Annotated in this window: 23 protein-coding genes and 3 pseudogenes; 2 read left to right on the top strand and 24 right to left on the bottom strand. The window is 59.4% G+C overall.

Features of this window, described 5'->3' with window-relative positions:
* The 21 genes and pseudogenes from M3I54_RS38940 to M3I54_RS38840 form a co-directional block, all read right to left on the bottom strand.
* A pseudogene (locus M3I54_RS38940) lies at window positions 1–147 on the bottom strand (helix-turn-helix domain-containing protein); the annotation flags it as partial.
* A 407-nt stretch (window positions 148–554) separates the two neighbouring features.
* Window positions 555–743: pseudogene (locus tag M3I54_RS38935) on the bottom strand (gluconate 5-dehydrogenase); the annotation flags it as partial.
* Between the two features lie 50 nt (window positions 744–793).
* Window positions 794–1,972 (bottom strand): acetyl-CoA C-acyltransferase, encoded by a 1,179-nt coding sequence (locus M3I54_RS38930; protein ID WP_254345322.1) that lies wholly within the window; start codon window positions 1,970–1,972, stop codon window positions 794–796.
* A 14-nt stretch (window positions 1,973–1,986) separates the two neighbouring features.
* Window positions 1,987–4,068, bottom strand: a complete 2,082-nt coding sequence (locus tag M3I54_RS38925) for a 3-hydroxyacyl-CoA dehydrogenase NAD-binding domain-containing protein (RefSeq protein WP_254345320.1) — start codon at window positions 4,066–4,068, stop codon at window positions 1,987–1,989.
* 47 nt (window positions 4,069–4,115) lie between these two features.
* A pseudogene (locus M3I54_RS38920) lies at window positions 4,116–4,628 on the bottom strand (acyl-CoA dehydrogenase family protein); the annotation flags it as partial.
* Entirely contained in the window at window positions 4,526–5,608 is a 1,083-nt protein-coding gene (locus tag M3I54_RS38915; RefSeq protein WP_254345318.1) for a phosphotransferase family protein, read from the bottom strand. The gene M3I54_RS38915 and the pseudogene M3I54_RS38920, both read right to left, overlap by 103 nt.
* Complete coding sequence (locus tag M3I54_RS38910) at window positions 5,550–6,317, bottom strand: enoyl-CoA hydratase-related protein (protein ID WP_254345316.1); 768 nt, start codon at window positions 6,315–6,317, stop codon at window positions 5,550–5,552. The genes M3I54_RS38915 and M3I54_RS38910 overlap by 59 nt, the downstream gene beginning before the upstream one ends.
* 46 nt (window positions 6,318–6,363) lie before the next feature.
* Window positions 6,364–7,128 carry an OmpW family protein gene (locus M3I54_RS38905; RefSeq protein WP_254345314.1) on the bottom strand — a complete coding sequence of 255 codons (765 nt, stop codon included), beginning with the start codon at window positions 7,126–7,128 and terminating at the stop codon, window positions 6,364–6,366.
* A gap of 172 nt (window positions 7,129–7,300) precedes the next feature.
* Window positions 7,301–8,344 carry a 4-hydroxy-2-oxovalerate aldolase gene (dmpG, locus tag M3I54_RS38900; RefSeq protein ID WP_254345312.1) on the bottom strand — a complete coding sequence of 348 codons (1,044 nt, stop codon included), beginning with the start codon at window positions 8,342–8,344 and terminating at the stop codon, window positions 7,301–7,303.
* A gap of 12 nt (window positions 8,345–8,356) precedes the next feature.
* Window positions 8,357–9,307, bottom strand: a complete 951-nt coding sequence (locus M3I54_RS38895) for an acetaldehyde dehydrogenase (acetylating) (RefSeq protein ID WP_254345309.1) — start codon at window positions 9,305–9,307, stop codon at window positions 8,357–8,359.
* Window positions 9,308–9,336: 29 nt separating this feature from the next.
* Window positions 9,337–10,062 (bottom strand): fumarylacetoacetate hydrolase family protein, encoded by a 726-nt coding sequence (locus M3I54_RS38890; protein ID WP_309249677.1) that lies wholly within the window; start codon window positions 10,060–10,062, stop codon window positions 9,337–9,339.
* Between the two features lie 153 nt (window positions 10,063–10,215).
* The gene (locus M3I54_RS38885; RefSeq protein WP_254345307.1) at window positions 10,216–11,841 is read right to left on the bottom strand and encodes a 3-(methylthio)propionyl-CoA ligase; all 1,626 of its coding nucleotides are present in this window, start codon (window positions 11,839–11,841) and stop codon (window positions 10,216–10,218) included.
* An 80-nt stretch (window positions 11,842–11,921) separates the two neighbouring features.
* Complete coding sequence (locus tag M3I54_RS38880) at window positions 11,922–12,764, bottom strand: alpha/beta fold hydrolase (protein ID WP_254345305.1); 843 nt, start codon at window positions 12,762–12,764, stop codon at window positions 11,922–11,924.
* A 15-nt stretch (window positions 12,765–12,779) separates the two neighbouring features.
* The gene (bphC, locus tag M3I54_RS38875) at window positions 12,780–13,652 is read right to left on the bottom strand and encodes a biphenyl-2,3-diol 1,2-dioxygenase (protein WP_254345303.1); all 873 of its coding nucleotides are present in this window, start codon (window positions 13,650–13,652) and stop codon (window positions 12,780–12,782) included.
* Entirely contained in the window at window positions 13,649–14,497 is an 849-nt protein-coding gene (hcaB, locus tag M3I54_RS38870; protein ID WP_254345302.1) for a 3-(cis-5,6-dihydroxycyclohexa-1,3-dien-1-yl)propanoate dehydrogenase, read from the bottom strand. The genes bphC and hcaB overlap by 4 nt, the downstream gene beginning before the upstream one ends.
* The gene (locus M3I54_RS38865; RefSeq protein ID WP_254345301.1) at window positions 14,498–15,709 is read right to left on the bottom strand and encodes an NAD(P)/FAD-dependent oxidoreductase; all 1,212 of its coding nucleotides are present in this window, start codon (window positions 15,707–15,709) and stop codon (window positions 14,498–14,500) included.
* Complete coding sequence (locus tag M3I54_RS38860; RefSeq protein ID WP_134132427.1) at window positions 15,706–16,029, bottom strand: non-heme iron oxygenase ferredoxin subunit; 324 nt, start codon at window positions 16,027–16,029, stop codon at window positions 15,706–15,708. The genes M3I54_RS38865 and M3I54_RS38860 overlap by 4 nt, the downstream gene beginning before the upstream one ends.
* An 11-nt stretch (window positions 16,030–16,040) precedes the next feature.
* A complete protein-coding gene (locus tag M3I54_RS38855; protein WP_254345300.1) occupies window positions 16,041–16,589 on the bottom strand; it encodes a 3-phenylpropionate/cinnamic acid dioxygenase subunit beta in 549 nt (182 codons plus the stop codon).
* On the bottom strand, window positions 16,579–17,901 hold the full coding sequence (locus tag M3I54_RS38850; protein WP_254345299.1) for an aromatic ring-hydroxylating dioxygenase subunit alpha: 1,323 nt from the start codon (window positions 17,899–17,901) through the stop codon (window positions 16,579–16,581). Before M3I54_RS38850 ends, M3I54_RS38855 begins: the two co-directional genes overlap by 11 nt.
* Window positions 17,902–18,263: 362 nt before the next feature.
* Window positions 18,264–19,289, bottom strand: a complete 1,026-nt coding sequence (locus tag M3I54_RS38845) for a helix-turn-helix domain-containing protein (protein ID WP_254345298.1) — start codon at window positions 19,287–19,289, stop codon at window positions 18,264–18,266.
* A gap of 55 nt (window positions 19,290–19,344) precedes the next feature.
* The gene (locus M3I54_RS38840) at window positions 19,345–19,998 is read right to left on the bottom strand and encodes a TetR/AcrR family transcriptional regulator (RefSeq protein ID WP_254345297.1); all 654 of its coding nucleotides are present in this window, start codon (window positions 19,996–19,998) and stop codon (window positions 19,345–19,347) included.
* Between the two features lie 438 nt (window positions 19,999–20,436).
* Here M3I54_RS38840 and M3I54_RS38835 point away from each other — a divergent pair, with 438 nt between their 5' ends.
* Together M3I54_RS38835 and M3I54_RS38830 are read left to right on the top strand one after the other, a co-directional pair.
* The gene (locus M3I54_RS38835; RefSeq protein WP_254345295.1) at window positions 20,437–20,679 is read left to right on the top strand and encodes a hypothetical protein; all 243 of its coding nucleotides are present in this window, start codon (window positions 20,437–20,439) and stop codon (window positions 20,677–20,679) included.
* A gap of 128 nt (window positions 20,680–20,807) precedes the next feature.
* A complete protein-coding gene (locus M3I54_RS38830; protein ID WP_309249676.1) occupies window positions 20,808–21,404 on the top strand; it encodes an FAD-dependent oxidoreductase in 597 nt (198 codons plus the stop codon).
* 25 nt (window positions 21,405–21,429) lie between these two features.
* Here the strand turns inward: M3I54_RS38830 and M3I54_RS38825 are convergent, their stop codons facing one another.
* The 3 genes from M3I54_RS38825 to M3I54_RS38815 all read right to left on the bottom strand — a co-directional run.
* Entirely contained in the window at window positions 21,430–21,765 is a 336-nt protein-coding gene (locus M3I54_RS38825) for a hypothetical protein (protein WP_254345293.1), read from the bottom strand.
* Window positions 21,756–22,412 carry a hypothetical protein gene (locus M3I54_RS38820; RefSeq protein WP_254345291.1) on the bottom strand — a complete coding sequence of 219 codons (657 nt, stop codon included), beginning with the start codon at window positions 22,410–22,412 and terminating at the stop codon, window positions 21,756–21,758. Before M3I54_RS38820 ends, M3I54_RS38825 begins: the two co-directional genes overlap by 10 nt.
* Window positions 22,413–22,481: 69 nt before the next feature.
* Window positions 22,482–22,809: hypothetical protein (locus tag M3I54_RS38815; protein WP_254345289.1), on the bottom strand; the 328-nt coding region annotated here is incomplete at its 5' end.

Raw genomic sequence — 22,809 nt, 5'->3', positions numbered from 1 at the left:
CACCAGCCGTTCGATCTGACGTACTGTCAGACCCAGCCGTTCGGCGGCACGGCCGGGCTTGAGGCCCGTCTCAACGACGGCCTGTATAACCTTCAGTCTGTCCAGTTCGCGCATGCTCAAACTCACCAGCGTCGTGTCCGGCTTCATGGCAGGCCCCGCAGCGGTTGCAGCAGTCTGCCAGCTTGCCAGCGCTCAAAAACACGACATCTGTAAATAGCCAGAACACGACATTAGGACGTAGCCCCCACATCAAAAAATGCGATAAATAACCTTATGTAAAATGATAGCCGCTTCAAGCGGCGGGCTCGGACTAGCTTTTGAATGCGGCCCTCCGCTGCGTCTGGGCCGCCGAGAGCAGTACGTCTCACACGGTCTCAAAAGAACGGGTTGATCAGGCTCAGTCGATTGAAGACGACTTTACCGTGGTGCATGTCTTCGCTGTACAGGACGTCGCAATCCGCGAAATTCGAAGCCAGTCAACGGTCCCTGGTGATGAACGAGGTCACGCTCGTGATGAGTCGGAATTCGGTTACCGTCACCTTGTTGGCTGCGGTTGCGATGAAGTCGGCCTCAATGCCGAGCGACGCCAGATGCGCCTGCGCCTCTTGCAGCTCGCCGGTTTTGCGCGCAGACAGAACGATGCGTGCGCCAAGTTCGCCGAGTTGAAGACCGAGCCCGCGTGAGCCGCCAGTTATGAGCGCAGTCTTGCCTGAAAGATCGAATAATTGTTTGAGCGTACCCATTGTGTCTACTCCGCACTATTCCTGTTTCTACGACGCTTCTTGCGCAGACATCAAAATACCTCGAACAGCCCTGCTGCGCCTTGGCCACCCGCGACGCACATCGTAACAACGACAAATCGAGCACCACGGCGCTTGCCCTCCAACAGCGCATGCCCGACGAGGCGAGCGCCGGAAACACCGTACGGATGTCCCAATGCAATGGCGCCGCCATTGACGTTGAGGCGCTCCATCGGAATGCCGAGTTTGTCGGCGCAGTAAAGCACCTGGACAGCGAATGCCTCGTTCAACTCCCAAAGGCCGATGTCATCGACCGTTAAACCGGCCTTCGCAAGCAGCTTGGGTACGGCGAACACCGGCCCGATACCCATTTCATCCGGCTCACAGCCGGCAACGGCAAAACCCCGGAATGCGCCGAGTGGCTGCAGGCCGCGGGCGGAGGCCAGCTTGCCGTCCATGACGACAGCAGCTGATGCACCATCGGAGAACTGGCTCGCATTACCGGCCGTAATCACGCCACCCGGCAAAGAAGGACGAATTTTCGAAAGGCCTTCCAGCGTTGTATCGGCACGGATGCCTTCATCGACAGACACCGTGACGTCGCGCGTGCCGAGTGCTCCGGTCTTCGCATCGGCGACGCCCATCACTGTGGTGATCGGCACGATTTCGTCCGCAAACCTTCCGGCGGCAACGGCAGCCGCCGCCCGCTGCTGGCTTCGCACGCCGTACTCGTCCTGACGATCTCTCCCAATGTTGTAACGCCGCGCGACGGTTTCAGCGGTTTGCAGCATGCTCCAGTAGATGGTGGGCTTGTGCTTCTCAAGCCAACCGTCGTTCAGCATGTGTCGGTTCATTTCCTGCTGGACGCAGGAAATGGATTCGACACCGCCCGCAACGAAGATATCGCCTTCACCGGCAATCACACGCTGCGCGGCCGTCGCAATCGCCTGCAGTCCAGAAGAGCAAAAGCGGTTGATGGTTGCACCTGGCACGCTCGCCGGGCAGTCTGCACGCAATGCGATCTGCCGCCCGATGTTCCAGCCAGTCGCGCCTTCCGGAACGGCGCAGCCCATCAGAACGTCCTCCACTTCACCCGGCTCGATGTGTGCACGCTCGATCGCGTGCCTGACGACGTGCCCGCCGAGCGTAGCGCCGTGCGTCATGTTGAAAGCGCCCTTCCAGCTCTTCGCGAGGGCCGTCCGAGCGGTGGAAACAATCACTGCTTCAGTCATATTCGTGCTCCACATCAATCGTTGAAACTTTTGCCCACTTCGGCCAGCTGCTCGAGCAACGAGGCCGATTGCCACGCTTCGCCGCGATACCCCTTGCCGTAGCGGCGCGTCGCATGCGCCACGTTGTAGAGGCCTATGGTGTCGGCATAGAACATTGGACCGCCGCGGAACATCGGGAAGCCGTAGCCCGTGAGATAAACGACATCGATATCAGATGCTTTCGATGCGATGCCCTCTTCCAGTATCCGGGCACCTTCGTTCACGAGCGCATAGACAAGACGCTCGACGATCTCGTCGTCCGAAATCACACGCCGCTCCAGACCGATATCTCGGGATTGCTGGACGATCATGTCATTGACAGCCGGTGACGGATACGCCTTGCGATCGCCCGCCTTGTAGTCGTACCAGCCTGCACCGGATTTTTGGCCGAACCGCCCCATCTCACAGAGCAGATTGGTGGTCTTCGAATACACGATATCCGGCCTTTCCACCGCATGGCGCTTGTGGATCGCCCAGACGATGTCGTTGCCGGACAGGTCGAGCATGCGGAACGGGCCCATCGCAAAGCCAACCTTCTCGATTGCGCGATCGATCTGTTCCGGTAGCGCGCCCTCGTCCAGCAGATAGCCGGCTTGGCGCAGGTACTGATTGATCATCCGGTTACCAATGAAGCCGTCGCAAACACCGGATACCACTGCCGTCTTGCCGATCTTCCTGGCGAGACTCATGACTGTCGCCAGCACGTCGTCTGCGGTCTTCTCACCTCGTACGACCTCGAGAAGTTCCATCACGTTGGCCGGACTGAAGAAATGCATACCGACCACGTCGTGAGGCCGCTTCGTGAACGCGGCGATCTTGTCCACGTCCAGGGTAGAGGTGTTCGATGCCAGGATGGCTTCATGCTTTGCGACAGCATCCAGCGCCCGGAACACACTTTCCTTCACGCCCATTTCCTCGAACACCACTTCAATAATGAGGTCGGCGTGCCGGAGGTCGTCATAGGAGAGCGTCGGTGTCAGAAGGGACATACGCTGCTCGACCTGTTCCTGCGTGAGCTTGCCCTTTCTGGCGTTGTCGTCGTAGTTTTTGCGGATCGCCGCGACACCGCGCTCGAGCGCGTCTTGCCGCGTCTCAAGAATCGTGACCTGAAGGCCCGCACTGAGAAAGTTCATCGCAATGCCCGTTCCCATCGTGCCCGCGCCGACGACAGCCACTTGCGTTACCGTCCGCACCGGTGTATCGGGCGGCAGGTCAGGAATCTTCGCAGCTGCGCGTTTTCCGAAAAACGCGTGCCTAAGCGCGCGCGATTCCGACATGTTCATCAGCTCCATGAACAGCTTGCGCTCTAACTCGATGCCCTCATCGAACGATCGCTGCACGCAAGCGCGCACTGCTTCGACGCATTTGAGCGGCGCGGGGAAATTGCGGCTCGCAGCTGCGACCGTGTGGTGAGCAAATTGCAGGAATGCGTCCGGGCTGACATGATCGATCCGGCGGTCGCGCAGCTTCGGTAACTCGTCACGCTCCGCTGCTTGCCGTGCAAACTTCATGGCGCCCGTCAGCAAATCGCCTTCTACCACTACGTCGAACAGGCCGCTGCCCGATAGTTCGTCCGAAGAGACGACGCGGCCCGACACAATCATGTTGAGCGCCGCTTCGAGGCCAATGGCTCTGGGGAGCCGCTGCGTCCCACCTGCTCCGGGGAGTACGCCGAGCTTCACTTCGGGCAGCGCGATCTGAGCGCCGCGCGTGACGAGTCGATAATGGCAACCCATCGCCAATTCCAGGCCGCCGCCCATCGCTAACGAGTGACTCGCGGCAATCACCGGCTTGGCGCTGGATTCCAGCGCCGCGATAACCGTGTGTATGCTCGGCTGTTGCGTTGCGCTGGGCGTGCCGAATTCGCGCACATCCGCCCCGGCCGAAAAGCCGCTGCCCGCCCCCGTGATGACGATGGCTCGCACCCGGACGTCATCCGTTGCGGCCTCCATTGCCTCTACGATAGCGAGACGCGTTGCATGGCCGAGGCCGTTGACGGGGGGATTATCGAGCGTGATAACCGCCACATCTTCATGCGCGCTGTAGTGTGCAGTCATGTTCCTTCCTTTCTATGTGCGATGTACAGGGCTGCTGCCTGGATCAATCAGCGGGCATCACGATAGCGAGCCAGCTCCATGCGCCCAATCTGATTTCGATGCACTTCGTCCGGGCCATCTGCGATGCGCAACGATCTCGCAGCGGCATAGGCTTGCGCGAGAAAGCGATCCTGCATACCGTAACCTCCGCAGGCCTGGATGGCCCAGTCGATCGCCGTGCATGCCATGCTGGGAGCCGCAACTTTGATCATTGCAATTTCCCGGGCTGCCGCCTTGTTGCCGATCGTGTCCATTTTGTGTGCGGCATCGAGCACCAGTAGGCGTGTCTGCTCGATGGCGATTCGAGCGTCGGCGATGCGCTGCTGCGTCAGCGTCTGCTCGGCAATCGGCCGCCCAAACGCCGATCGCGACAAGCTGCGCTTACACATGATCTCCAACGCTCGCTCCGCCAGGCCAATCAACCGCATGCAATGATGGATACGTCCGGGCCCGAGACGTCCCTGCGCAATCTCGAAGCCGCGGCCCTCAGCAAGCAGCATGTTCGCGACTGGAACGCGAAGTTCCAGTCGCGCGCTTCCATTTCTTCGATACCGACGCGGCGGCAATACTGCGAGACGAATTCCCGCTCCTGCGGTATTCCCAGTTCCGTCAGCTCCACGTCGCTGAAGTTTGAGAGCCCGCGCAGGCTGCCGGCCGGCTGGTGCCAGGCGAGACACAGGTAGGCGAAATCCGCCATCGGGTCGCCGAGCGTCGACAACTCCCAATCCAGGACAGCCATCACGCTCGGGGCATCGTGCGCGAAAATCAGGTTGTCGATACGGAAGTCGCCGTGAACGACCCTGGTCGTCTCCGTGGACGGCAAATGGAGAGGAAGCCACTCGATCAGCCGCTCGATGGAATCGATGCGATGCGTCTCGGAGGCGCGATATTGTTTGGTCCAGCGCGATACTTGCCGCTCGAAGTAACTGCCAGCCTTGCCGTAATCACCGAGTCCGATGGCGTCCACGTCCAGCGTATGAAGCGCCGCCATGACACGGTTCATTTCATCGAAAACCAGGCGGCGTTCGTTGGGCGTCATGCCCGGAAGACTGGGCTCCCAAAGCACGCGGCCTTCCACATAGCTCATGACATAAAACTCGGCGCCGATTACCGATACGTCGTCGCAATAGCAGTGCGCATGCGCGACCGGCACCGCGGATCCGTTCAACGCACGTATCAGGCGATATTCTCGATCGATCGCGTGAGCGGACGGCAGTAGCGTGCCCGACGGCTTGCGGCGCAGGACATAGCGGGCGGATGGCGTCGTCAGCAAATAGGTTGGATTCGACTGACCTCCCGAAAATTGCGATGCTTCGAGTGGCCCGCTAAAACCACGCAAATTTCCGCCCAGCCACGATTCCAATCGCCGCACGTCGAAATCAGGGGCTCGCCTAATGGCCGCCTCATGCGACCGTGTATCAGTGTTGCTTTTATCCATCACGTTATTGAAGCTTCGAGAAATCGGGACGACGCTTTTCCTTGAATGCAGCCAAGGCTTCACTGCACTCGTTCCCTGCCAATTGCTTGTCGATCGCATCGAATTCCGCGTTCATTTGATCGATGACTCTCCTGCGCTCACTCATCAACCGTTTCGTCGCTCTGATCGCGCCCGGCGCCTTCGCAGCGATCACCCCCGCAATCGCCTTCGCTTCGGCTCGAAGCTGATCAGCCGGCACCGATCGATTGGCGATTCCCCATTCCACGGCGGTCTGCGCATCGACAGGGCGGCCGAGCGCGATCATCTCGAACGCACGAATGTTTCCGACCTGGAACGGAAGCAGGTAGCCCGACGCCGCTTCAGGAACAAGCGCCAGGTCGACAAACGGCGCGCTGAGTTGCGCGTCGTTCGCAAGGATGACGTAGTCGCAATGCAACAGCATGGTGGCTCCGACACCAATGGCTTTGCCTTGTACGGCGGCCACGACGGGAACCTCCATTGCCGCCAGACATCGTAGAAACCGCGCACCGCGGCTCTTGCCGATGCCGTCACGGATTGCCTCGCCGGAGAATTCGCCCAGGTCGCTTCCCGCCGAGAAGGTGTCGCCATCAGATTGAATGAGGACGGCGTTCACGCGCCCATTAGCGGCAGCTGATTCGAGCGCATCCGCAAGCGCGCCGTACATCGCTCCAGTCAACGCATTCTTCTTTTCCGGCCTCGATGTCGTGAGGATCAGCACCCGCCCATCAACTTGGACCTTTACGTCGTCCACGGTGAAATCTCCTGTTTCGCTATACCATTCAGACTCGAGCCGCTGCTCAAAATCTATAAGAAACCCCAACAAAGCCGATGATGGGATTGGCCGTGATTCTCGACGTGTTGCTCAAAACGGTGGTTCCGTTGGCGCTGACTGCATTGAATCTTCCAGTCGTCTTTAGCGGAATGTAGGTAATCGAGCCCAACACTGACCATCTGTCGTTGAGGCGATAGGTCACCCCCGCAGAAAAGGCGGGGTTCCACGACGAACTCGCCGATGCGTCAGCCCTTCCGCCAGGTCCGGCAAACTGTCCGAGCGCCCCACTAAATGCCGGATGAAGCTGGACAGAGCTGAACCACGTGTAGTTAACTCCGACACCCAGGAATGGCCGCCACACACTGTCCTTCTGTCCAAAGTAGTACTTCACGAACAATGTGGGCGCCCACACCCGAGCCGATACCAATGGCTTGAGATCGCCGACCGGCATTGACGGCCCCTGCGGCCCAAGCGGGGCGACAACGCCATGGGCGTAAAAATTCAATTTCGGCGGAATCCCCACTGCTCCTTCGATCGCAATATGCTCGGTTGCGAAGTAAGTTACGAGAAGCTCTCCCGTGAAGGTGTTATGAATTTCCGCGCCTGTTCCAGGAGAAGTGAAAGTGCCGAACTGGGAGCTGCTTTTTACTTCCTCCGCACTAGATAGCGTCATGTCGATCCACGCCGCACCACCCGTCACGACAACGCTCCCCGCCTCCTGCGAGAATGCGGTGCTCGCCAGACCACACATCGAAAACGCCAATACAACTGAATTCAGCTGTTTCCTCATAGCTTGTCTCCATCGTTTTTTCGGCTATCTCAGTCTTAAAAAAAGACTTCGACGCGGCTCTCAATGGCCACTATTAGCCGGCGATATAATTAGGTATGCGAATTTCTAAGCACATTGCCCATCTGTTTGTTTCAGCCTGATAACCTACTGCTTAGCTCGATTCGCGAACCGGTCACCCACCATCGCGTCCTGTCAACGCGTGCTGAGTGTTAAGAAGGTCGAGTGCAACGTCGACGATCATGTCTTCCTGCCCGCCAACCATGCGGCGGCGGCCCAGTTCAACGAGGATATCGACGGTTCTCAGTCCGTATTTCTCGGCGGCACTTTCGGAGTGACGAAGGAAGCTCGAATAGACGCCCGCATAACCCAGCGCCAGCGTTTCGCGATCGACACGAACGGGCCGGTCCTGTAGCGGACGAACCAGATCATCGGCAGCATCCATCAAGCTATAGAGATCACAGCCGTGGTTCCAGCCGAGCCGTTCGGCCGCGGCGATAAACACTTCGAGCGGCGCGTTTCCCGCACCGGCGCCCATGCCGGCAAGGCTCGCATCGATGCGGTCGCAGCCTTCCTCGACGGCGACGACGCTGTTAGCGACGCCCAGGCTCAAATTGTGATGCGCGTGAATGCCTGTCTCGGTCTCCGGCTTCAACACGTCCTTGAAGGCGCGAAACCGCTCGCGTACGTCATTCATTCCCAATGCGCCGCCGGAATCGACGACGTAACAACACGTCGCCCCGTAGCTCTCCATGAGCTTCGCCTGCTGTGCAAGGTCGCGCGGGGTGGTCATGTGGCTCATCATGAGGAAGCCCACCGCCTCCATCCCGAGCTCTCGCGCGTACTCGATGTGCTGTTTGGAGATGTCGGCCTCGGTGCAATGGGTGGCTACGCGGACAATACGAGCGCCAGCATCATAGGCGTTGCGCAAATCGTGAATCGTGCCGATGCCGGGAAGCAGCAATGTCGCGACCTTCGCGTGCTTGACCGTTTCCGCCACCGCGGCAATCCATTCGAGATCGGTATGAGCGCCGAATCCGTAATTGAAACTCGATCCTTGCAGCCCGTCTCCATGCGCCACCTCGATCGAATCGACTTTGGCTTCGTCGAGCGCTTTCGCAATCGCCCCCGCCTGTTGCACGCTGTATTGATGACGAATCGCATGCGAACCGTCTCGCAGCGTCACGTCGGAGATGTACAGTTTTTTGCCGAGTGTCATGCCGTGTTTCCCCTAGGTCGTAGCATGGGCGACCATCTCGGCGGCCATGCGCTCAGCACAAGCCTTCGCCGCGGAGGTCATGATGTCGAGATTGCCGGCGTAGGACGGCAGATAATGCGCGGCGCCCTCGACCTCGAGAAACACCGAGGTTTTGAGCCCTGTCATACGCGCGCCCACACCAGGGATATTCAAGGGTGCGTGGGCTTCTATCCGATCGAATTGCACCCGTTGCTTGAGGCGATAGCCGGGCACATAGCGATTGACAGCGGCGACCATGTCCTCGATCGACCGCTCCACGGCCTCCTCGTCGGCCGAATCGGACAGACAATAAACCGTGTCACGCATGATGAGGGGTGGATCGGCCGGATTGAGGATGATGATGGCTTTCCCTTTTGCCGCGCCGCCAACCTGCTCGATCGCTTTGGACGTCGTCTCCGTGAACTCGTCGATGTTCGCGCGCGTGCCGGGCCCAGCGGATTTGCTCGAAATGGAGGCGATGATCTCGCCGTAATGCACCTTTGCGACGCGCGACACCGCTGCCACCATCGGAATGGTCGCTTGGCCGCCGCAAGTCACCATGTTGACGTTTAGCGTATTGACGTGTGCGTCGAGATTCACGACCGGCACGCAGTACGGGCCGATCGCGGCCGGCGTCAGGTCGATCATGCGAACGTTGGGCTTGAGCTGCCGTAAGAACGCGTCGTTCTTCACATGCGCTGCCGCGCTCGTAGCGTCAAAGACGATATCGATGTCCCCAAACACCGGCAGGCGCGTAAGCCCCTCGACGCCTTCGTGCGTCGTCGCGACGCCCATACGTGCAGCACGCGCGAGACCGTCGGAAGCGGCATCGATGCCGACCATCGCACCCATCTCGAGATGATCACCATGTCGCATGATTTTGATCATCAGATCGGTGCCGATGTTGCCCGAACCGATGATCGCGACTTTCAACTTGCCTGCCATGAATTCTCCCGCTCGTTAAAATCGATCGCCTACGCGGCGATACAGGAAACTTTGCCTAGCCCGTCGACTTCCAACTGCAATGTGTCGCCTTCGCGTATAGGGAACATCGGCCCCAACGCCCCCGACAGCACGACATCGCCAGCGCGAAGCGGATCGCCGAGTTGTTGCATCGTCTGGGCGAGCCACCAGGCGGCAAGAAGCGGATGGCCCAGACATGCGGCCCCATGACCCTCCGAGACAAGCTCGCCCGTTTTCAGGAAGCGCATCTGGCAAGTAGCGAGATCGAGATCGGAAATGCGTTTCGGATCCGTGCCGAGGACATAAAGGCCGCACGAGGCGTTGTCCGCCACCGTATCGACGAGCGTGATGTTCCAGTTTTCGATCGCGCTGTCGACAACCTCGATCGCGGGCAATGCATACTCGATGCCATGCAGGAATCGGCCCCAGCTCAGTTCCTCGGTCAGGTCGCGCCCTATGACGAAAGCCACCTCGCCCTCGGCCTTGGGCTGAATCAGGCTACTGACCGGAATGTCTGCGCCGCTGACAAACTCCATATCCCTGAACAGGACGCCGAAATCTGGCTGATCGACCCCGAGTTGTCGCTGGACCGCAACCGATGTCAGTCCAACTTTCTTCCCGCAAATTCGTTTCCCAGCGTCGATAGCACGGTTCGTGTTGATCGCCGCTACCCGATACGCGTCGTGCAGACTCTCGATCCCGAACCTTTCCGAAATCCTGGAAACCGGGATACGCATACTGCGGGCTTCGTGTAAGACATCCGCAGCTTGCTGAAGAATAGATGAATTAGCCATACGTCCAACCGTCATGAACCAAAATCTTCGGCGCGGATTGTCGTTCGTTCCGCAGCCTTGGAATAGGTAATGTGTTTCATCGATAAGCTTCGAAATTCAGCCCGTCGGCAATCGATACTCCTTGAACTGCTCTCGCAGTGCGGCTTTTTGAAATTTCCCGGTGGCGGTCATGGGCATGGCATCGACGAAAACCACATCGTCCGGAACCCACCACTTCGCAACCTTTCCTTCAAAAAACTGCAGCAATTCATCTCGACTGACATTCGCGCCGGCTTTTTTTACCGCGACCAGTAATGGGCGCTCGCCCCATTTCGGATGGCGCACGGCAATGCACGCGGCCATATGTACCGCTGGGTGAGCCGCCGCGATGTTCTCGATGTCTATCGACGAGATCCATTCACCTCCGGATTTGACGACGTCCTTGCTGCGGTCGGTGATCTGCATGTAGCCATCCGCATCGATCGTCGCCACATCGCCAGTTGGAAACCAGCCATCCACCAGTGGCGACGTGTCGTTGCCGTAGTACGAATCGATCACCCACGGGCCACGCACGAAGAGGTCGCCGGCCGCTTTGCCGTCCCAGGGCAATTCGTGACCGTCACCATCGTCGATCTTGATCTCTATGCCTGCAATCACGGGACCTTGCTTCTCGAGGACCTTTTCTTGCTCGGATACGGAAAGCGCGGCATGCTGACCTCGCAGCGTGCAGCTGGTGCCCAACGGCGAAGTCTCCGTCATGCCCCAGCCATGAAGCACGTCGACACCCAATCCTTTGAAGGCGCGAATCATCGAACGGGAGACGGCGGACCCGCCGATACCTGTTCGACGGAATGTCGAGAACGCGAGGTTGTTCGACCGGACGTATTCGAGCAAATCCAGCCACACAGTCGGCACGCCGGCGGAGAACGTAACCTTCTCCCGCTCGAGCAGCTCGTAGAGAGAAGCGCCGTCGAGCCTGGACCCCGGAAGCACCAACTTCGCGCCGACGAGCGCCGCTGAATACGGCAGCCCCCATGCATTCACGTGGAACATGGGAACCACGGGCATGATGACCTCCGACGCCGAACAACTCAGCGAGTCGGGCAAGGCGGAAGCGTACGTATGCAGAACCGTCGAACGATGCGAGTACAGCACGCCCTTCGGGTTGCCGGTCGTACCGGACGTATAGCAAAGGCCCGATGCGAGGTTCTCGTCCAACATCGGCCATTCGTAATTTCCGTCCTGCGCACCGATCAATTCTTCGTAGCAGAGCAAGGAAACGTTGCTAGTCGCGGGCATCTCCTCGCGACCGGCCATCATGATCCATGCCTTGACTCTTGGGCACCGTCCTCCGATTTCCTCGACGAGCGGCAAGAACTGAGCGTCGAAACACACGTACGTGTCTTCGGCATCGTTGACGATATGGACGATTTGCTCAGGAAACAATCGTGGATTGATGGTATGGCAGATCGCACCCGCACCTGGCACGGCGTAGTAAAGCTCCAGATGGCGATAGCTATTCCACGCCAGTGTGCCGATGCGATCTCCTTGTCGCACGTCGAGCGCCTCCAACGCCCGGGCCAGCTTACGCGCGCGGAACTCGCACTCCCGATAGGTATAGCGATGAATGTCGCCATCACTTCTGCGCGAAACAATCTCGACGCCGCCGTTGTATCGGGCCGCGCGCCTTATGATCGAAGAGATGAGCAGGGGCGTGCTCATCATCCGGCCTGTCATTGCCATGAAAGATCCCAGTTACGTCATGATTCAACGATCGTCGGCGTCGTATTCTCGTCGGCCGCCCTGCGCTTCTCCCGCGCGTGTCAACGCTCTTCCGAGAGGAAGGACGAAACGACTCGATTGAACCGATCCGCCCATTCCCATTGCGCCCAGTGGCCGCACTTCGGGAAGGTGTTGAGTTGCGCATTGGGAATACGCTTGACATAGATCATTCCGGTATCGAGCGGAACCACGCGGTCCTCTCTGCCCCAAATGATCAGTGTCTGGTGCGGCAGCGTCGCAAGGCCCGGGTCTCGCCAGAGTTCTTCAATTGGTTGTCCGGATTCCAGGCGCATCGGCGGCTGCGCAATGATGCGCGGATCCATTGCCGCTTCAAGTCTGCCCTTGACCAGTTCATCGGTGATCGCCGACTGATCGAACAAGCTCTCGCTGATGAAACTCTTCACCTTTTCCGCCGTAATGCCATCGCCCTCATAGGCGGTCGCCAACGTGCGGATCGCGGGCGTGGGCCATTGGCCAAGCGTCGGGAAGCCGCCGGCCGGCCCCATCAGCACGAGGCGGCCGATACGTTCCGGAGCAGTCAAGGCCATCTTTAGGGCAATCATTCCGCCGAGCGAATTGCCGATGACGTCAGCCTGCGTAATGGACAAAGATTCCATGAGACCGAGAATCGAGTTCGCCCACCAGCCAGGAATCGATACGCCAACCGGCCTCATGTCGGATTTGCCCCACCCGGCGAGGTCAGGCACGATGACACGGTGGCTGCGCGCGAAGAACGGCGCATTGCGGCTATAGTTCGACCAACCGGACGCGCCCGGTCCCGATCCCTGAAGCATGATCAGAGCCGGACCTTCGCCCGCCTCCTGGTAGTGAATTCGGGTGCCTTCGAATTCGACAAACGCGCTGTGGAAATTCACTTCACTCATGTTTTTCTCCCAATCTCAATGGCCGGTACGTTGATGGCCCCACACGCTGATCCGATCGTGACTCACCACCGTCCACGACTCGTCGACGCTCACCGCTCCCGCGCCGTATTCGACTTCAAACCCTGACGGCGTTCTCGCGTAAAAGGAGACCATCTGGTCGTTGGTGTGGCGACCCAACGTCATCGTGACCGGCACGCTCTGCTGCGTTGCGCGATCGAGCGCGAAGCCGACGTCGTCGATCGACGGGACCTGCAACATGAAGTGCTGGAGGCGCTTTGGAGCCGGCATTTCGGCGAATGCCAACGTGTGATGCCGCGGGTTGCAGTGAAGGAAATGCAGTTCGAGCGTGCGGTCAGGACCGATCGGCATCGTGATGATGTCGGACAGCTTGAAGCCCAATCCCTGGCAGTAGAATTTGAGCGCTGCCTTGACGTCAGGAACGAGCAGCACGATATGCCCAAGCCCCTGGTCGCCGGTTTCGAAACCGTCGACCACAGCCGATCGGAACGGCGCTTCGCCGCGTTCGGTCGCGCCCCAGTAGAGTTCCACTTGCATGCCGGACGGATCGGCGCAACGTGCTAGCCCGCGCACCTGCCGGCTGCGCGCGAGCTCGCCGGAATCGCTTTCGACGCTGTAACCCAGGTCCTGCAGGTGCCCGACCATTTGCGCGAGGGCTTCCGGCCCATCCAGTTCGAACCCTGCATAGGCGATGTCATCGCGTTCACCTTGTTCAACCGAAATCCGCCAAAGACGGTTATCGATACGATAGCGATCACCGGACGCGCCATTTTCTCCAGGCATCAAGCCCAGGAACTCGGTCGCGTAACGTTTCCAGGCAGATAAGTCGGAAGCGTCGATTCCGATATAACCCAACGATTGCACCTTCATGCGACCGTCTCCTGATTGATTGAAAGTTTTTCGAGCAACCCGGCTCCGCCGCGGCTATCGATAAATCCTTGAACGGCTAACCCACCGTCGTGTCTCAGGACCGTTCCGGTCGCCGGCACGTTGTCTTCTCGTGATGCAAAGAAAACATAGGCGCCGGTGTAGTCGGCCGGAGTCGGCAGATGACCGATCGGCACCACATGGCGCGCCATTTCGACAAAGGGCTCCGCCGGAATCGTGGCATCCGCGAGTCCGAGCGACTTCACGCCGCTGAGGTTCGTAATCATTCCCCCCGGAGCAACGGCGTTGACGCGGACGAACGGCGCCAATTCGAAAGCGAGTTGCGTAACGATGCCGCGAATTGCGTGCTTGCTGGCCGTGTAGAGGACGCCGCCACCGTCCGACTGAAACGACGCGTTCGATGCCGTAAAGATCAGACTCCCGCGACTTTCGGCCAGCGCTTTTAAAGCGGCCTTGGCGAGAAGAAGATAGCCCTTCACGTTCACGGCGAACAATTCGTCGAACGCCGAAGAGAGTTTGTCTTCGGAGAGATCGACCAGTGCGGTCTTGAAATCCCAAATCCCGGCGTTCCCGATCGCGCAATCCAGGCGGCCGAACTGAGCGACCAATCCATTCACTGCGCGAAGGTTGTCCTCATACGACGTAACATCGCCCTGAAAACCCATCACAGCATCACCGAGTGCAGCGCGGATTTCGGCGATCCGATCAGCCGAGCGGTCAAGCACGCCCACCCGCGCGCCCTCCGAAACGAACCGCTCGACGATGGCGCGGCCCAAGCCAGACGCGCCTCCTGTCACCAGCACGACTTGGCTTTCCAGTTTTTTCATTTAGTTCACCTTGTAGCTAAGCAAGCTGCGAAGCTCGGTAGAGGGATCGGCTAGCAGTTCGGTCGGCACAGCAATTTGCGACTCGACGAGCCTTTTGGCCATCGCGTACTCACGCGGGGCGTCAACTGTCGCAACGCCTTCCACCCGTCCTCTCGATACGCGGAATACGGAAAAGGACGCGCCCGTCTCATCGCCCCGTATAACCATCCCTCCCGGACCCGTGAGCTCGCCAGCAAGTTGAATCTTTCGTCCTGCAATTTCGGTCCACGAGAACGCGATCTGAGGCTGCTCGTTCACGCGCCCGATCATTGCGCATGCTGCGACGGCCGCCTGCGCCTGGCTGTTGAGAAAACTCTCGAGAGAGCGGCGCCCACCTTCTACGAGCGGCCACGAGGCAACATCACCGGCAGCGAAGATTCCGGGAACGGTGCTGCGGCCCGCGGCATCGACGACCACGCCGCGCATACACTCCGCACCTGCGGTTTGGGCGAGTTCGTCGCATGGTTGAGCTCCCACACTCAAGACAACGACGTCAGCCGGCAAGTACGCGCCGTTCGACAATCTCACGCCGCGCGCCCGTGTATGGCCTTCGATCGAAGCGACCGTCGCGGATCGATGAATGACCACACCGAGTTGCTCGAGTTGAAACCGCGCCCAATGGCCCATCATTCGCCCGAGCGCACGCTCCATCAGTTCCTCGCCAGACTCGACGACAGTTACCGCATGCCCTGCCTTGCGCGCGGTGCTCGCGACCTCGCACCCAATCAGGCCACCACCGATGACGACGATCTCGCTCTGCGCCGCTAGCGCATCTCGAAGCGCGAACGCATCATCCAGCGCACGTAGCGTATAGACGCCTGGCAACGACACGCCGGGCAAGTCGACCTTGCGAGCCCGGGCGCCGGTCGCCAGCAAAATGCCGTCGGTCGCGACCGACGTGCCGTCGTCAAGCGCGAGTACGCCTGCGTCAATCGACACCGCGCGCGCCCCTCGACGCCAGTCGAGCTCCAACGTATTCAAGTCTTCCGTCGAGCACAGCACCGGCGGAGCGCCCCCGCACAGTGCTTCCTTGGATAACGCAGGTCGCTCGTACGGGTGCTGGGCCTCCTCGCCGACCAGGATGATTCTGTCGCTATACCCATTGGCACGAAGCGTCTGCGCCGCGCGTACACCGGCGAGGCCCGAACCGACAATCGCAAGCGGCTGTTTCATATGCCGGCCTCAGGTTCAAGATCGATCAGTACCCGGTCACCCACTACCTTGATCGGAAACACTTTGACGTCGCGTATCGCCGGCGGCGCACAGACCTTCCCGGTCTTCACGCAGAACTTCGCCATATGCAGGCTGCATTCGATCAGGCCGCCATCCAGATAGCCGTCTGACAAGGACCAGTCGCCGTGCGGACACTTGTCCTCGATCGCATAGAAATTGCCGTCGATCTTGAACACAGCGACCGCCTCGGGTCCAGCGTCGATCCTCAGCCCGGCGTCGCTCGGGACGTCCAATACTGAGCAAACATCGGTAAACGACATTACGCTAACCCTCAAAGGAAGAAACTGAGGTTGTTCGCGAGAAACGTCGTCTGATCGAGCAAAATGCGCCGACTGACGATCTGAAATCCCGCGTCCGTCTCGACGCAGCGCAGGCGATCATGGCGTTCCCCGATCAGGTAGTCGGTTTGTCGTTCCGACCTGCTGCGATATGCGAGGAAGTTCGAGCGGACGAAGTATTCGCCCTGCCCAGCAGCGCTTGCGCGTACGTTCGTGATCAGATGCCGCGTGTGAGACGGCGGCTCCTCGGCCCATGCGGCGCCCGATTGGAGTTTGCGCAGACGAAGCTTGAGGTTCTCCTTGCTTTCGTCGAAATACGCGAGTTCATCAGGACTGGTCCATTCCACTTTTCGCTCGCGCGGCCCCACGTTGCGGCGGATCGGCATCACGTAACGGAGGTCGTCGGCCATCAGCTCGATCCACTCCGCGATGTTCCTGCCGTCGAGAAGCTCGGCTTCGAGAAAGAGGAACTGTTCGATCGCAAAGTGCTCTGCTGCCGAAACGGCGTTCGCGCGCGTCGCGGCAATTTCGTTAGCAACCATGGCCGGCCTCCTTGGCGCACGTATCGTTTTGCGTCGGAATGCACATCAGCTTGAGCCAGTGGCTATAGAGTCGCCGTGCGGCCTCCTCGCTGTAACAGCCCTCGACAGTGCCGGGGAACGCGGGATCCGCAGCAGGATTCAGATCCTTACCCATCTGAATGCTCATGGTGGTACGGCGTGCCTGATGTCCGCGCAGCACGCGCTGGATCTCGACCCAGTTCTCGCCGTCGTCCTGTTCCCATGTTCCTGCGGGCGAGAAGGTACGCAACGTGGCTTGCCGGAGTTGCTCCTTCTCGGCAGGTGAAGCGTCGGAGTCGACCAAACAGAATGCCCAGACCTCGATTTCGCCAGGGCCGCGCGGATGCCAGACGCGGCAGCTGTTCACGCCCGCGAAAAACGAGAACGTGGGAAACACGGTCATGTGTTGCGCAGTAATCGCGCTCACGCCAGCATTGTGAGCGGCGTGCCGCTGAGCAAGGGCCATCGAATCGTATCCCGGCTCGCGCTGGCCAGCCTGCGACACAATCCAGTCTTCATGAAGGCCCGGGGCCAGGAAAAAGCCCGTGCCATGTCCCTGGTCCGATAACAGTTGACGCCCTGGCAGCGGCAGCTCCTTGCCCGCATACTCCGGTGTTGTCGCAACTTGCACAGACACATGCGACATGATCCCGTGGTGCATATCGCTGGCGAATTGCTCAGCGGCAAGCTTCCAGTTGCAGGGGATGACCCACTTGTAGATCCCGCCGATCGGCTCCGTACCGGCAGGCGACCGATCGAGCAGTGCGTCCAGATACAGCGCGGCTTCGCCGAGCGATTCTTTCAGCGATTGTGCATGCTCGTCCCAGTTGGCGAAGATCAGGCCCTTGTAGCTTTCAACTCGAGGGACGCGCCTTGCAGGCCATTCTTCTTTGTTGAAACACGGCCCGTAGTGCTCCTCTGACGGGACGTTCACGAGAGCGCCGTCAATCCCATAGGCCCAACCGTGGTAACTGCATGTGAATGCCTTCGCGTTGCCCTGGTCCGCACGGCAAATCTTCATGCCGCGATGACGGCACTGATTGAGCATGACGGCGACCGACCCGTCCTTTTGCCGAACTGCAACGACGGGATCCTCCGCCATGTACGTGGAGAGGAAGTCCCCGGTCTTGGGAATATGTTTCTCGTGAGCGATGAACAGCCACGACCGCCCGAAGATGCGGTCCAGTTCCTGCTCGTAGATACCCTGGTCGGAGTAGACCAGTGGACTGATCGTCCCCGCCTCTTCGTCGAACAGCGCAGAGGCAGGATAGCCTTGAATGGTGGTATCAGGCACTTGCGTCTCCTAGATAGTTGCCCATGGCGAAGCATCGGCTCTTATTGCGGTATGCGGCCGTTGGTGTGAGCGTCGCGCGCATTTCCGTTACTGGAACGATAGGCGTTCGCGGGCGGTCCACCTTTGCTCACAGCGCGGAAAAGCTTTGCTTGTCGGGCAGCGACATCCGCGGATCACATGGCGATGCTTCGCGGGACAGCATCGATGGATGATGCTGCCGGCCGCAGAGTGGAAACGTTGGGAGGGATGCCCGTTGTGACGGCATGACGAGCGTCATACCGCAGAGACCGAGGGACTTTAGTTGATAGCGCGTTCGCGCAGTGGAACGTGGCGCGTCAGCGCGGGCACGGGCACACAGATGCTCACATGACTTCCATCTGGACGCCCCTTTCGGCGTCGACTGACGGAAGGCTTTCGCAGCGGATGCGGTCTCTCAGTTGGCCTGGGCTTTCGCCAAATCGATTCTTGAAGGCCCGATTGAAGTGGCTAATGTTTTTGAATCCTTCTTCGTACGCAACCTGGCAAATTGTTTCCCTTACCTGGCTTCTATGAAGCAATCGATTTCTGCATCGCTCGAGTCGCTCCGCGATGATCCACTCTGTTACCGTCGTCTGACATTGAGCGAAGAGTTCATTCAGGCGACGAACGCTTATGCCCATGGCGCTTGCGATGGAAGATGAGGTAAGGGTGTCGTCGTGCAACCTGGCGACGATGTAAGATTTGATCCGCTGCAGAGTCGCGCGACTATACGTCGTTGCAAGCCCCTCTCTCGCAACGGTCGAATTGGCGCTTACCGCCGCCGCGATGAGATCCAGCAAACTGCTCTCCAGCCACGGGACGCTGTCCCCTGCAATCGAGTTCGCCGACTCGTATGTGGTCAGCAGCGTTCTCAACAGGACATGCATGATCCCGTGCCGGCTATCAAATTTTCTGTCTACCGCATCCTGAAAGATCACGCGTCTAATGTGTGATTCGATTTTCGGAAGACGTACCCATAGCCCATCAAAGCCTGCTGAGAACTCCATCCGGGTAGGGTGCTCCGAGCCGATGAGCGCAATGTCGCCTTCGGCCAGAGCGTAGTAGCTATTCCCGATTTCACATGACAGTTGACTTGCCAGAACGACAACTAGAAATAATTCGTCCTGCCCTCCTCTGCTGCTTTTCGAATCTCGACGGATTCCAAACGGACGACTGGAGGCCGCCGCCTCGGAACGCAGCATTTCAATGCGACTCAATCGGCGACTCGTAATCTTTCCGACCGGCTCAAAACGATTCTGGGAAGCCTCGAGTTCCAACCGGTCGCCGTGAAACGCCTCGCACAGCCGCTGCGATGTCAGACGCTCGAAGCCTTGTGGATCGGACGACAACTGTTGAATAGGTGCGTACATGTGTCTCCCCCATCATGAGTGGGTCATTTACGTTGTATTACCTTCTCGTGCCGCGCTACTGTGGAGCGCAACTGAGCGCCCTCCAGACAGCCTTCGTCGCAGCGCGAAGTGCTTCATCGTCTGACGTTGCGCCATGTGCCGGCCGGACTAAAACGATCAAACCGGCCAAATGGGAGTACAGCAGACGACCGCGTAACGCGCACTCCCGGGGTGTAAGCGATCGATTGATCCTGGCCAGCAATCGGGCGAACGTCTCCTGGAATCGACGGTTGAAACTTGCCACCAATTCTCGGGCAAATTCTTCGCGCTCGGCCATGCTCCAGCCTTCCAGGCAAAATGGTGCAATGTGTGTACCACGCTTGACCAACTCGTCAAAGGCGATATCTGCGATGGCATCTAGCCGAGCCTCCGGCGATAGATCATCGTCGTCGACCACACTTTCATAGAGCGTCAGATATCGTGTTGCCACCGCCTCCATCGCCGCTCGCAAAAGGTCTTCTCTGGTCGGGAAGTAGTGCTGCAAGGTCGCCAGGTGGATCCCAACATCGCTCGCCACGCGGCGCAAAGCGAAGCCAGCGTTACCGTACTGCGCAAGCACATTGATCGCGGCCTCCACGATTTCGGGGATTCGTGTCGTTCTGTTGCCGCGGCGCTTTGGCTCGTCGGCTAACTCTTTAGCCTCTGTCAGTTCAATCACCAGTTCCCTCATCTTTGACCTCTTGCCGGCAGCCGCCGGTGTGCGCGTCGGACAGTCCAACCGCTCAAATATCACCGTTCCCTCGGCCGAGCGATCGCAGTCAGTTCATCGGTCCTCGCCCTAGCCACCATAGCGAGCAACCACCTTCTCATGAAGAATATGTCACTGGACGGATAATTACCAGTCAATCGAGCATATAAAGTTCCGACCCCACATATATAACATCCATTTGTCGGGGAAATAGGTGATTTTCCTGGCGATGACGGCCTTGATATATCCGTCGTATGACTGTATAAATCAGTCAGACGACCAATAAGTGATGCCCGACGCCCGTCCGGAAGTCAGGTTACCCGAGGGCAATCGGAGCACCCGCGCCTTGGCGGTACCGCATGCGCCAAGGTGCGGACTCACAAGGTGGTCGAGTCGCGGTGACGGGTCATGGAGAGTACGATGAACTACGATGGGTATTGTTTGCGCAGGTTGATCGACAAGTGGCTTGCCCCCTCCGACACCTCACCGATTCGCATCAAGCGCTTCCAGTTCAGCGACAAGGTATATCGCGAAGGACGCTGTGTCTGTGTTGAGTCCACCAAGCCTGGTCGATCGTTGGCGATATTTTTCTTCCGACACGATGACGGCTTATGGTATGTATTTCCCCCAGCAGCAACACGACCGGCGATGTGCGCCGCTTGACTTGATGACTGAGTTCCCAGGACATCAAGTCGCTTGTTTGACACCGAGCATATGCATGCGTGTCCTTTTGCACCGTATCGGAAATACTGCCGGCTGCGGTTCCTCCAGCCCGTTAGCCAGATGCGCTTGTGTCGGGGTCGTTTAGAAATCGTATCGGCGAAAGCCATTACTCAGAAAACGGTTCCCTCTGCCGAAGATGCACGCAGGGTTCTACGCGATCAGCGTCGAGTCAGATCCAGCAGGGCTCAAATGGTCAGCACCGTTGGCTGCAGGGGTCTCTGAGATTGACCCGCGAAAACGGACATCCTTTTGATCAGGAGGGCACGCCCGTGGACGCGGACGTGAAGGTGTGGGCCGCCGGTATCCGCGCTTCTGAGATCTTCGACGCCAGTGGCCTTGAGCTCGATCGAGCGCGGCAGGTCGTCGTTGCTCCCAATCTGCAAGCCAGAGGCGATGATCGAATATTCGCGGTAGGTGATTGCAGCAGTCTGCTTCCGGAAGGTGCTGAGAGGCCCTTGCCATCGACCGCTCAGGTCGCGAATCAGCAAGCCATTCATCGCGTCAGGCATCTGCCGTCCTGGCTGCGAGAGGATCGGCCGATGCCACCATTTCGCGTTCAGGACCTCGGGGCCCGCGTGTCGCTCAGCGATTGCAACGCCTTCGCCACGCTGGGCGTTTCGGCTTTTTCCGCGGCAGCTTCATCAAGGGGCGCTTTGCGCAGATGAGCCACGCTTTCCTCTACAGGCGTCATCAGTTGGCCCTGGATGGTCCGGGGCGTGCGGCGTTGTTGTGGTTGCGGATCAACGCAATGGTGCATCCATCGATACGGATTCCTGAGCAACCGCGCGCCGAGCAAATCCGTCGCGTGGTTGACAATGCGTTCGTCATTGCCTGATCAAGGTCGTTGACGGTCATAATTAATTGGCATTGTTCACTTAAATCACAGGAGAAGTCATGGAAAAGCTTCGCGTGGCGCTGCCGGCCAAGGACCGAAAGCATGACACCATCGCTGTCCTGCGCCTCGTCGAACAGGATGAAATCGGCTGCGATGCGTGGCTCCGAGAGCGCCCAGCGCTTCAGGAGCACGTCAGGCGAAATGGCGCTCGTGGCGCGCGCTGCCGCGCCCTCTTCCCACAGGCGTCCGACGTAAGGCAGCAGGTAGGCGCGCAGTTGCGCGGCGACCGCTTCGTCGATCTTTTCATCGACGACAAAATATGGTGCGCTGCCGGCCGTATGTCCGCGGACCGGCAGAACCTGTCCCGCCCATCGGCAATCATCCGCCCGATCTCGAACGGCGCGATCTCGACGGCCTTGCCCGTCACCGTCCGCACTTCAAGCGGGCCAAGCCCGTAGCGTGCCGCCAGTTCGTGTGGCGGCTCGCCCTGAAGGCTCACCCGGCTTCTGAGCGATGCGCTCATGGAGGCCCACGCCAGCGAATGCATCGTCCGCGAGTCGACGTGCGCAGGAAAGCGCCGGGCTGCACTTGCCGCGATTTCCCGGTTGAACGCGAGGTACATGCCGCGCCGCTGGCCGAAGTGTTCGGCCACAAGCTGGAGTGTGGAGGTCTTGCCCGCGCCGGCAACGGCCTTGACCTTCAGGTCCCCGAGGCGCAGCGCCGCCTCGATCACCGCCTGCTGCTCGTCCGTTGGAATCAGCCTTCTCTTCACGCGATACCAGACCTCATGTGCGATCGCTCCCGGCGATATGGGGCCGCTGATTTTCGCATGGCACACGGCCGATCGAGCGGCCCCGCGCCGGACGCGGATTCAGCACATCTGGCGTGGCGAAAACCCACAGCGCCTTCACGTCTCAACAAGCTCAAGCCCGTTTTCGGCACACCATTGCCTCAGCGCGCTTTCGACAGCATCGGTTTCAAACGAGTACCAGCGCTCGAGAACGCCTTCACGTTCCAGCAATTCCTTGAAACGCGCATAAGCCCCTCGCCTCCGGAAAAATCCTTCGACCTGGTCGTAACATGCAGGCAACGTCTGTGCGACAAAGCGCAAGGCGAGACGGCTTCCGAGATCAAGCTCGTTCCTGTGCGGTATCGCGAGGTAGCGATCGGAAGTCTCAAGGTCGTCAGGGATCTCCTCGTCGAACGCGTCACTGGAATCGGAAGTCCACCAGATC

It is taken from the genome of Paraburkholderia sp. CNPSo 3274 (assembly GCF_024206475.1).
In the GTDB taxonomy this organism is placed as follows: Bacteria; Pseudomonadota; Gammaproteobacteria; order Burkholderiales; family Burkholderiaceae; genus Paraburkholderia.
The sequence above is the reverse complement of the archived record's forward strand: the minus strand, read 5'-3'. Positions and strand labels throughout refer to the sequence as shown.

Bases quoted from the DNA above. Each gene is read 5' to 3' on its own strand.
- bphC (WP_254345303.1), bottom strand. From the start codon at position 13,652: ATGAAGGTGCAATCGTTGGGTTATATCGGAATCGACGCTTCCGACTTA.
- M3I54_RS38865 (WP_254345301.1), bottom strand. From the start codon at position 15,709: ATGAAACAGCCGCTTGCGATTGTCGGTTCGGGCCTCGCCGGTGTACGC.
- M3I54_RS38905 (WP_254345314.1), bottom strand. From the start codon at position 7,128: ATGAGGAAACAGCTGAATTCAGTTGTATTGGCGTTTTCGATGTGTGGT.
- M3I54_RS38835 (WP_254345295.1), top strand. From the start codon at position 20,437: ATGAACTACGATGGGTATTGTTTGCGCAGGTTGATCGACAAGTGGCTT.
- M3I54_RS38930 (WP_254345322.1), bottom strand. From the start codon at position 1,972: ATGACTGAAGCAGTGATTGTTTCCACCGCTCGGACGGCCCTCGCGAAG.
- hcaB (WP_254345302.1), bottom strand. From the start codon at position 14,497: ATGAAAAAACTGGAAAGCCAAGTCGTGCTGGTGACAGGAGGCGCGTCT.
- M3I54_RS38845 (WP_254345298.1), bottom strand. From the start codon at position 19,289: ATGTACGCACCTATTCAACAGTTGTCGTCCGATCCACAAGGCTTCGAG.
- dmpG (WP_254345312.1), bottom strand. From the start codon at position 8,344: ATGACACTCGGCAAAAAACTGTACATCTCCGACGTGACGCTGCGAGAC.
- M3I54_RS38860 (WP_134132427.1), bottom strand. From the start codon at position 16,029: ATGTCGTTTACCGATGTTTGCTCAGTATTGGACGTCCCGAGCGACGCC.
- M3I54_RS38890 (WP_309249677.1), bottom strand. From the start codon at position 10,062: ATGCGTATCCCGGTTTCCAGGATTTCGGAAAGGTTCGGGATCGAGAGT.
- M3I54_RS38855 (WP_254345300.1), bottom strand. From the start codon at position 16,589: ATGGTTGCTAACGAAATTGCCGCGACGCGCGCGAACGCCGTTTCGGCA.
- M3I54_RS38925 (WP_254345320.1), bottom strand. From the start codon at position 4,068: ATGACTGCACACTACAGCGCGCATGAAGATGTGGCGGTTATCACGCTC.
- M3I54_RS38895 (WP_254345309.1), bottom strand. From the start codon at position 9,307: ATGGCAGGCAAGTTGAAAGTCGCGATCATCGGTTCGGGCAACATCGGC.
- M3I54_RS38880 (WP_254345305.1), bottom strand. From the start codon at position 12,764: ATGAGTGAAGTGAATTTCCACAGCGCGTTTGTCGAATTCGAAGGCACC.
- M3I54_RS38840 (WP_254345297.1), bottom strand. From the start codon at position 19,998: ATGAGGGAACTGGTGATTGAACTGACAGAGGCTAAAGAGTTAGCCGAC.
- M3I54_RS38885 (WP_254345307.1), bottom strand. From the start codon at position 11,841: ATGGCAATGACAGGCCGGATGATGAGCACGCCCCTGCTCATCTCTTCG.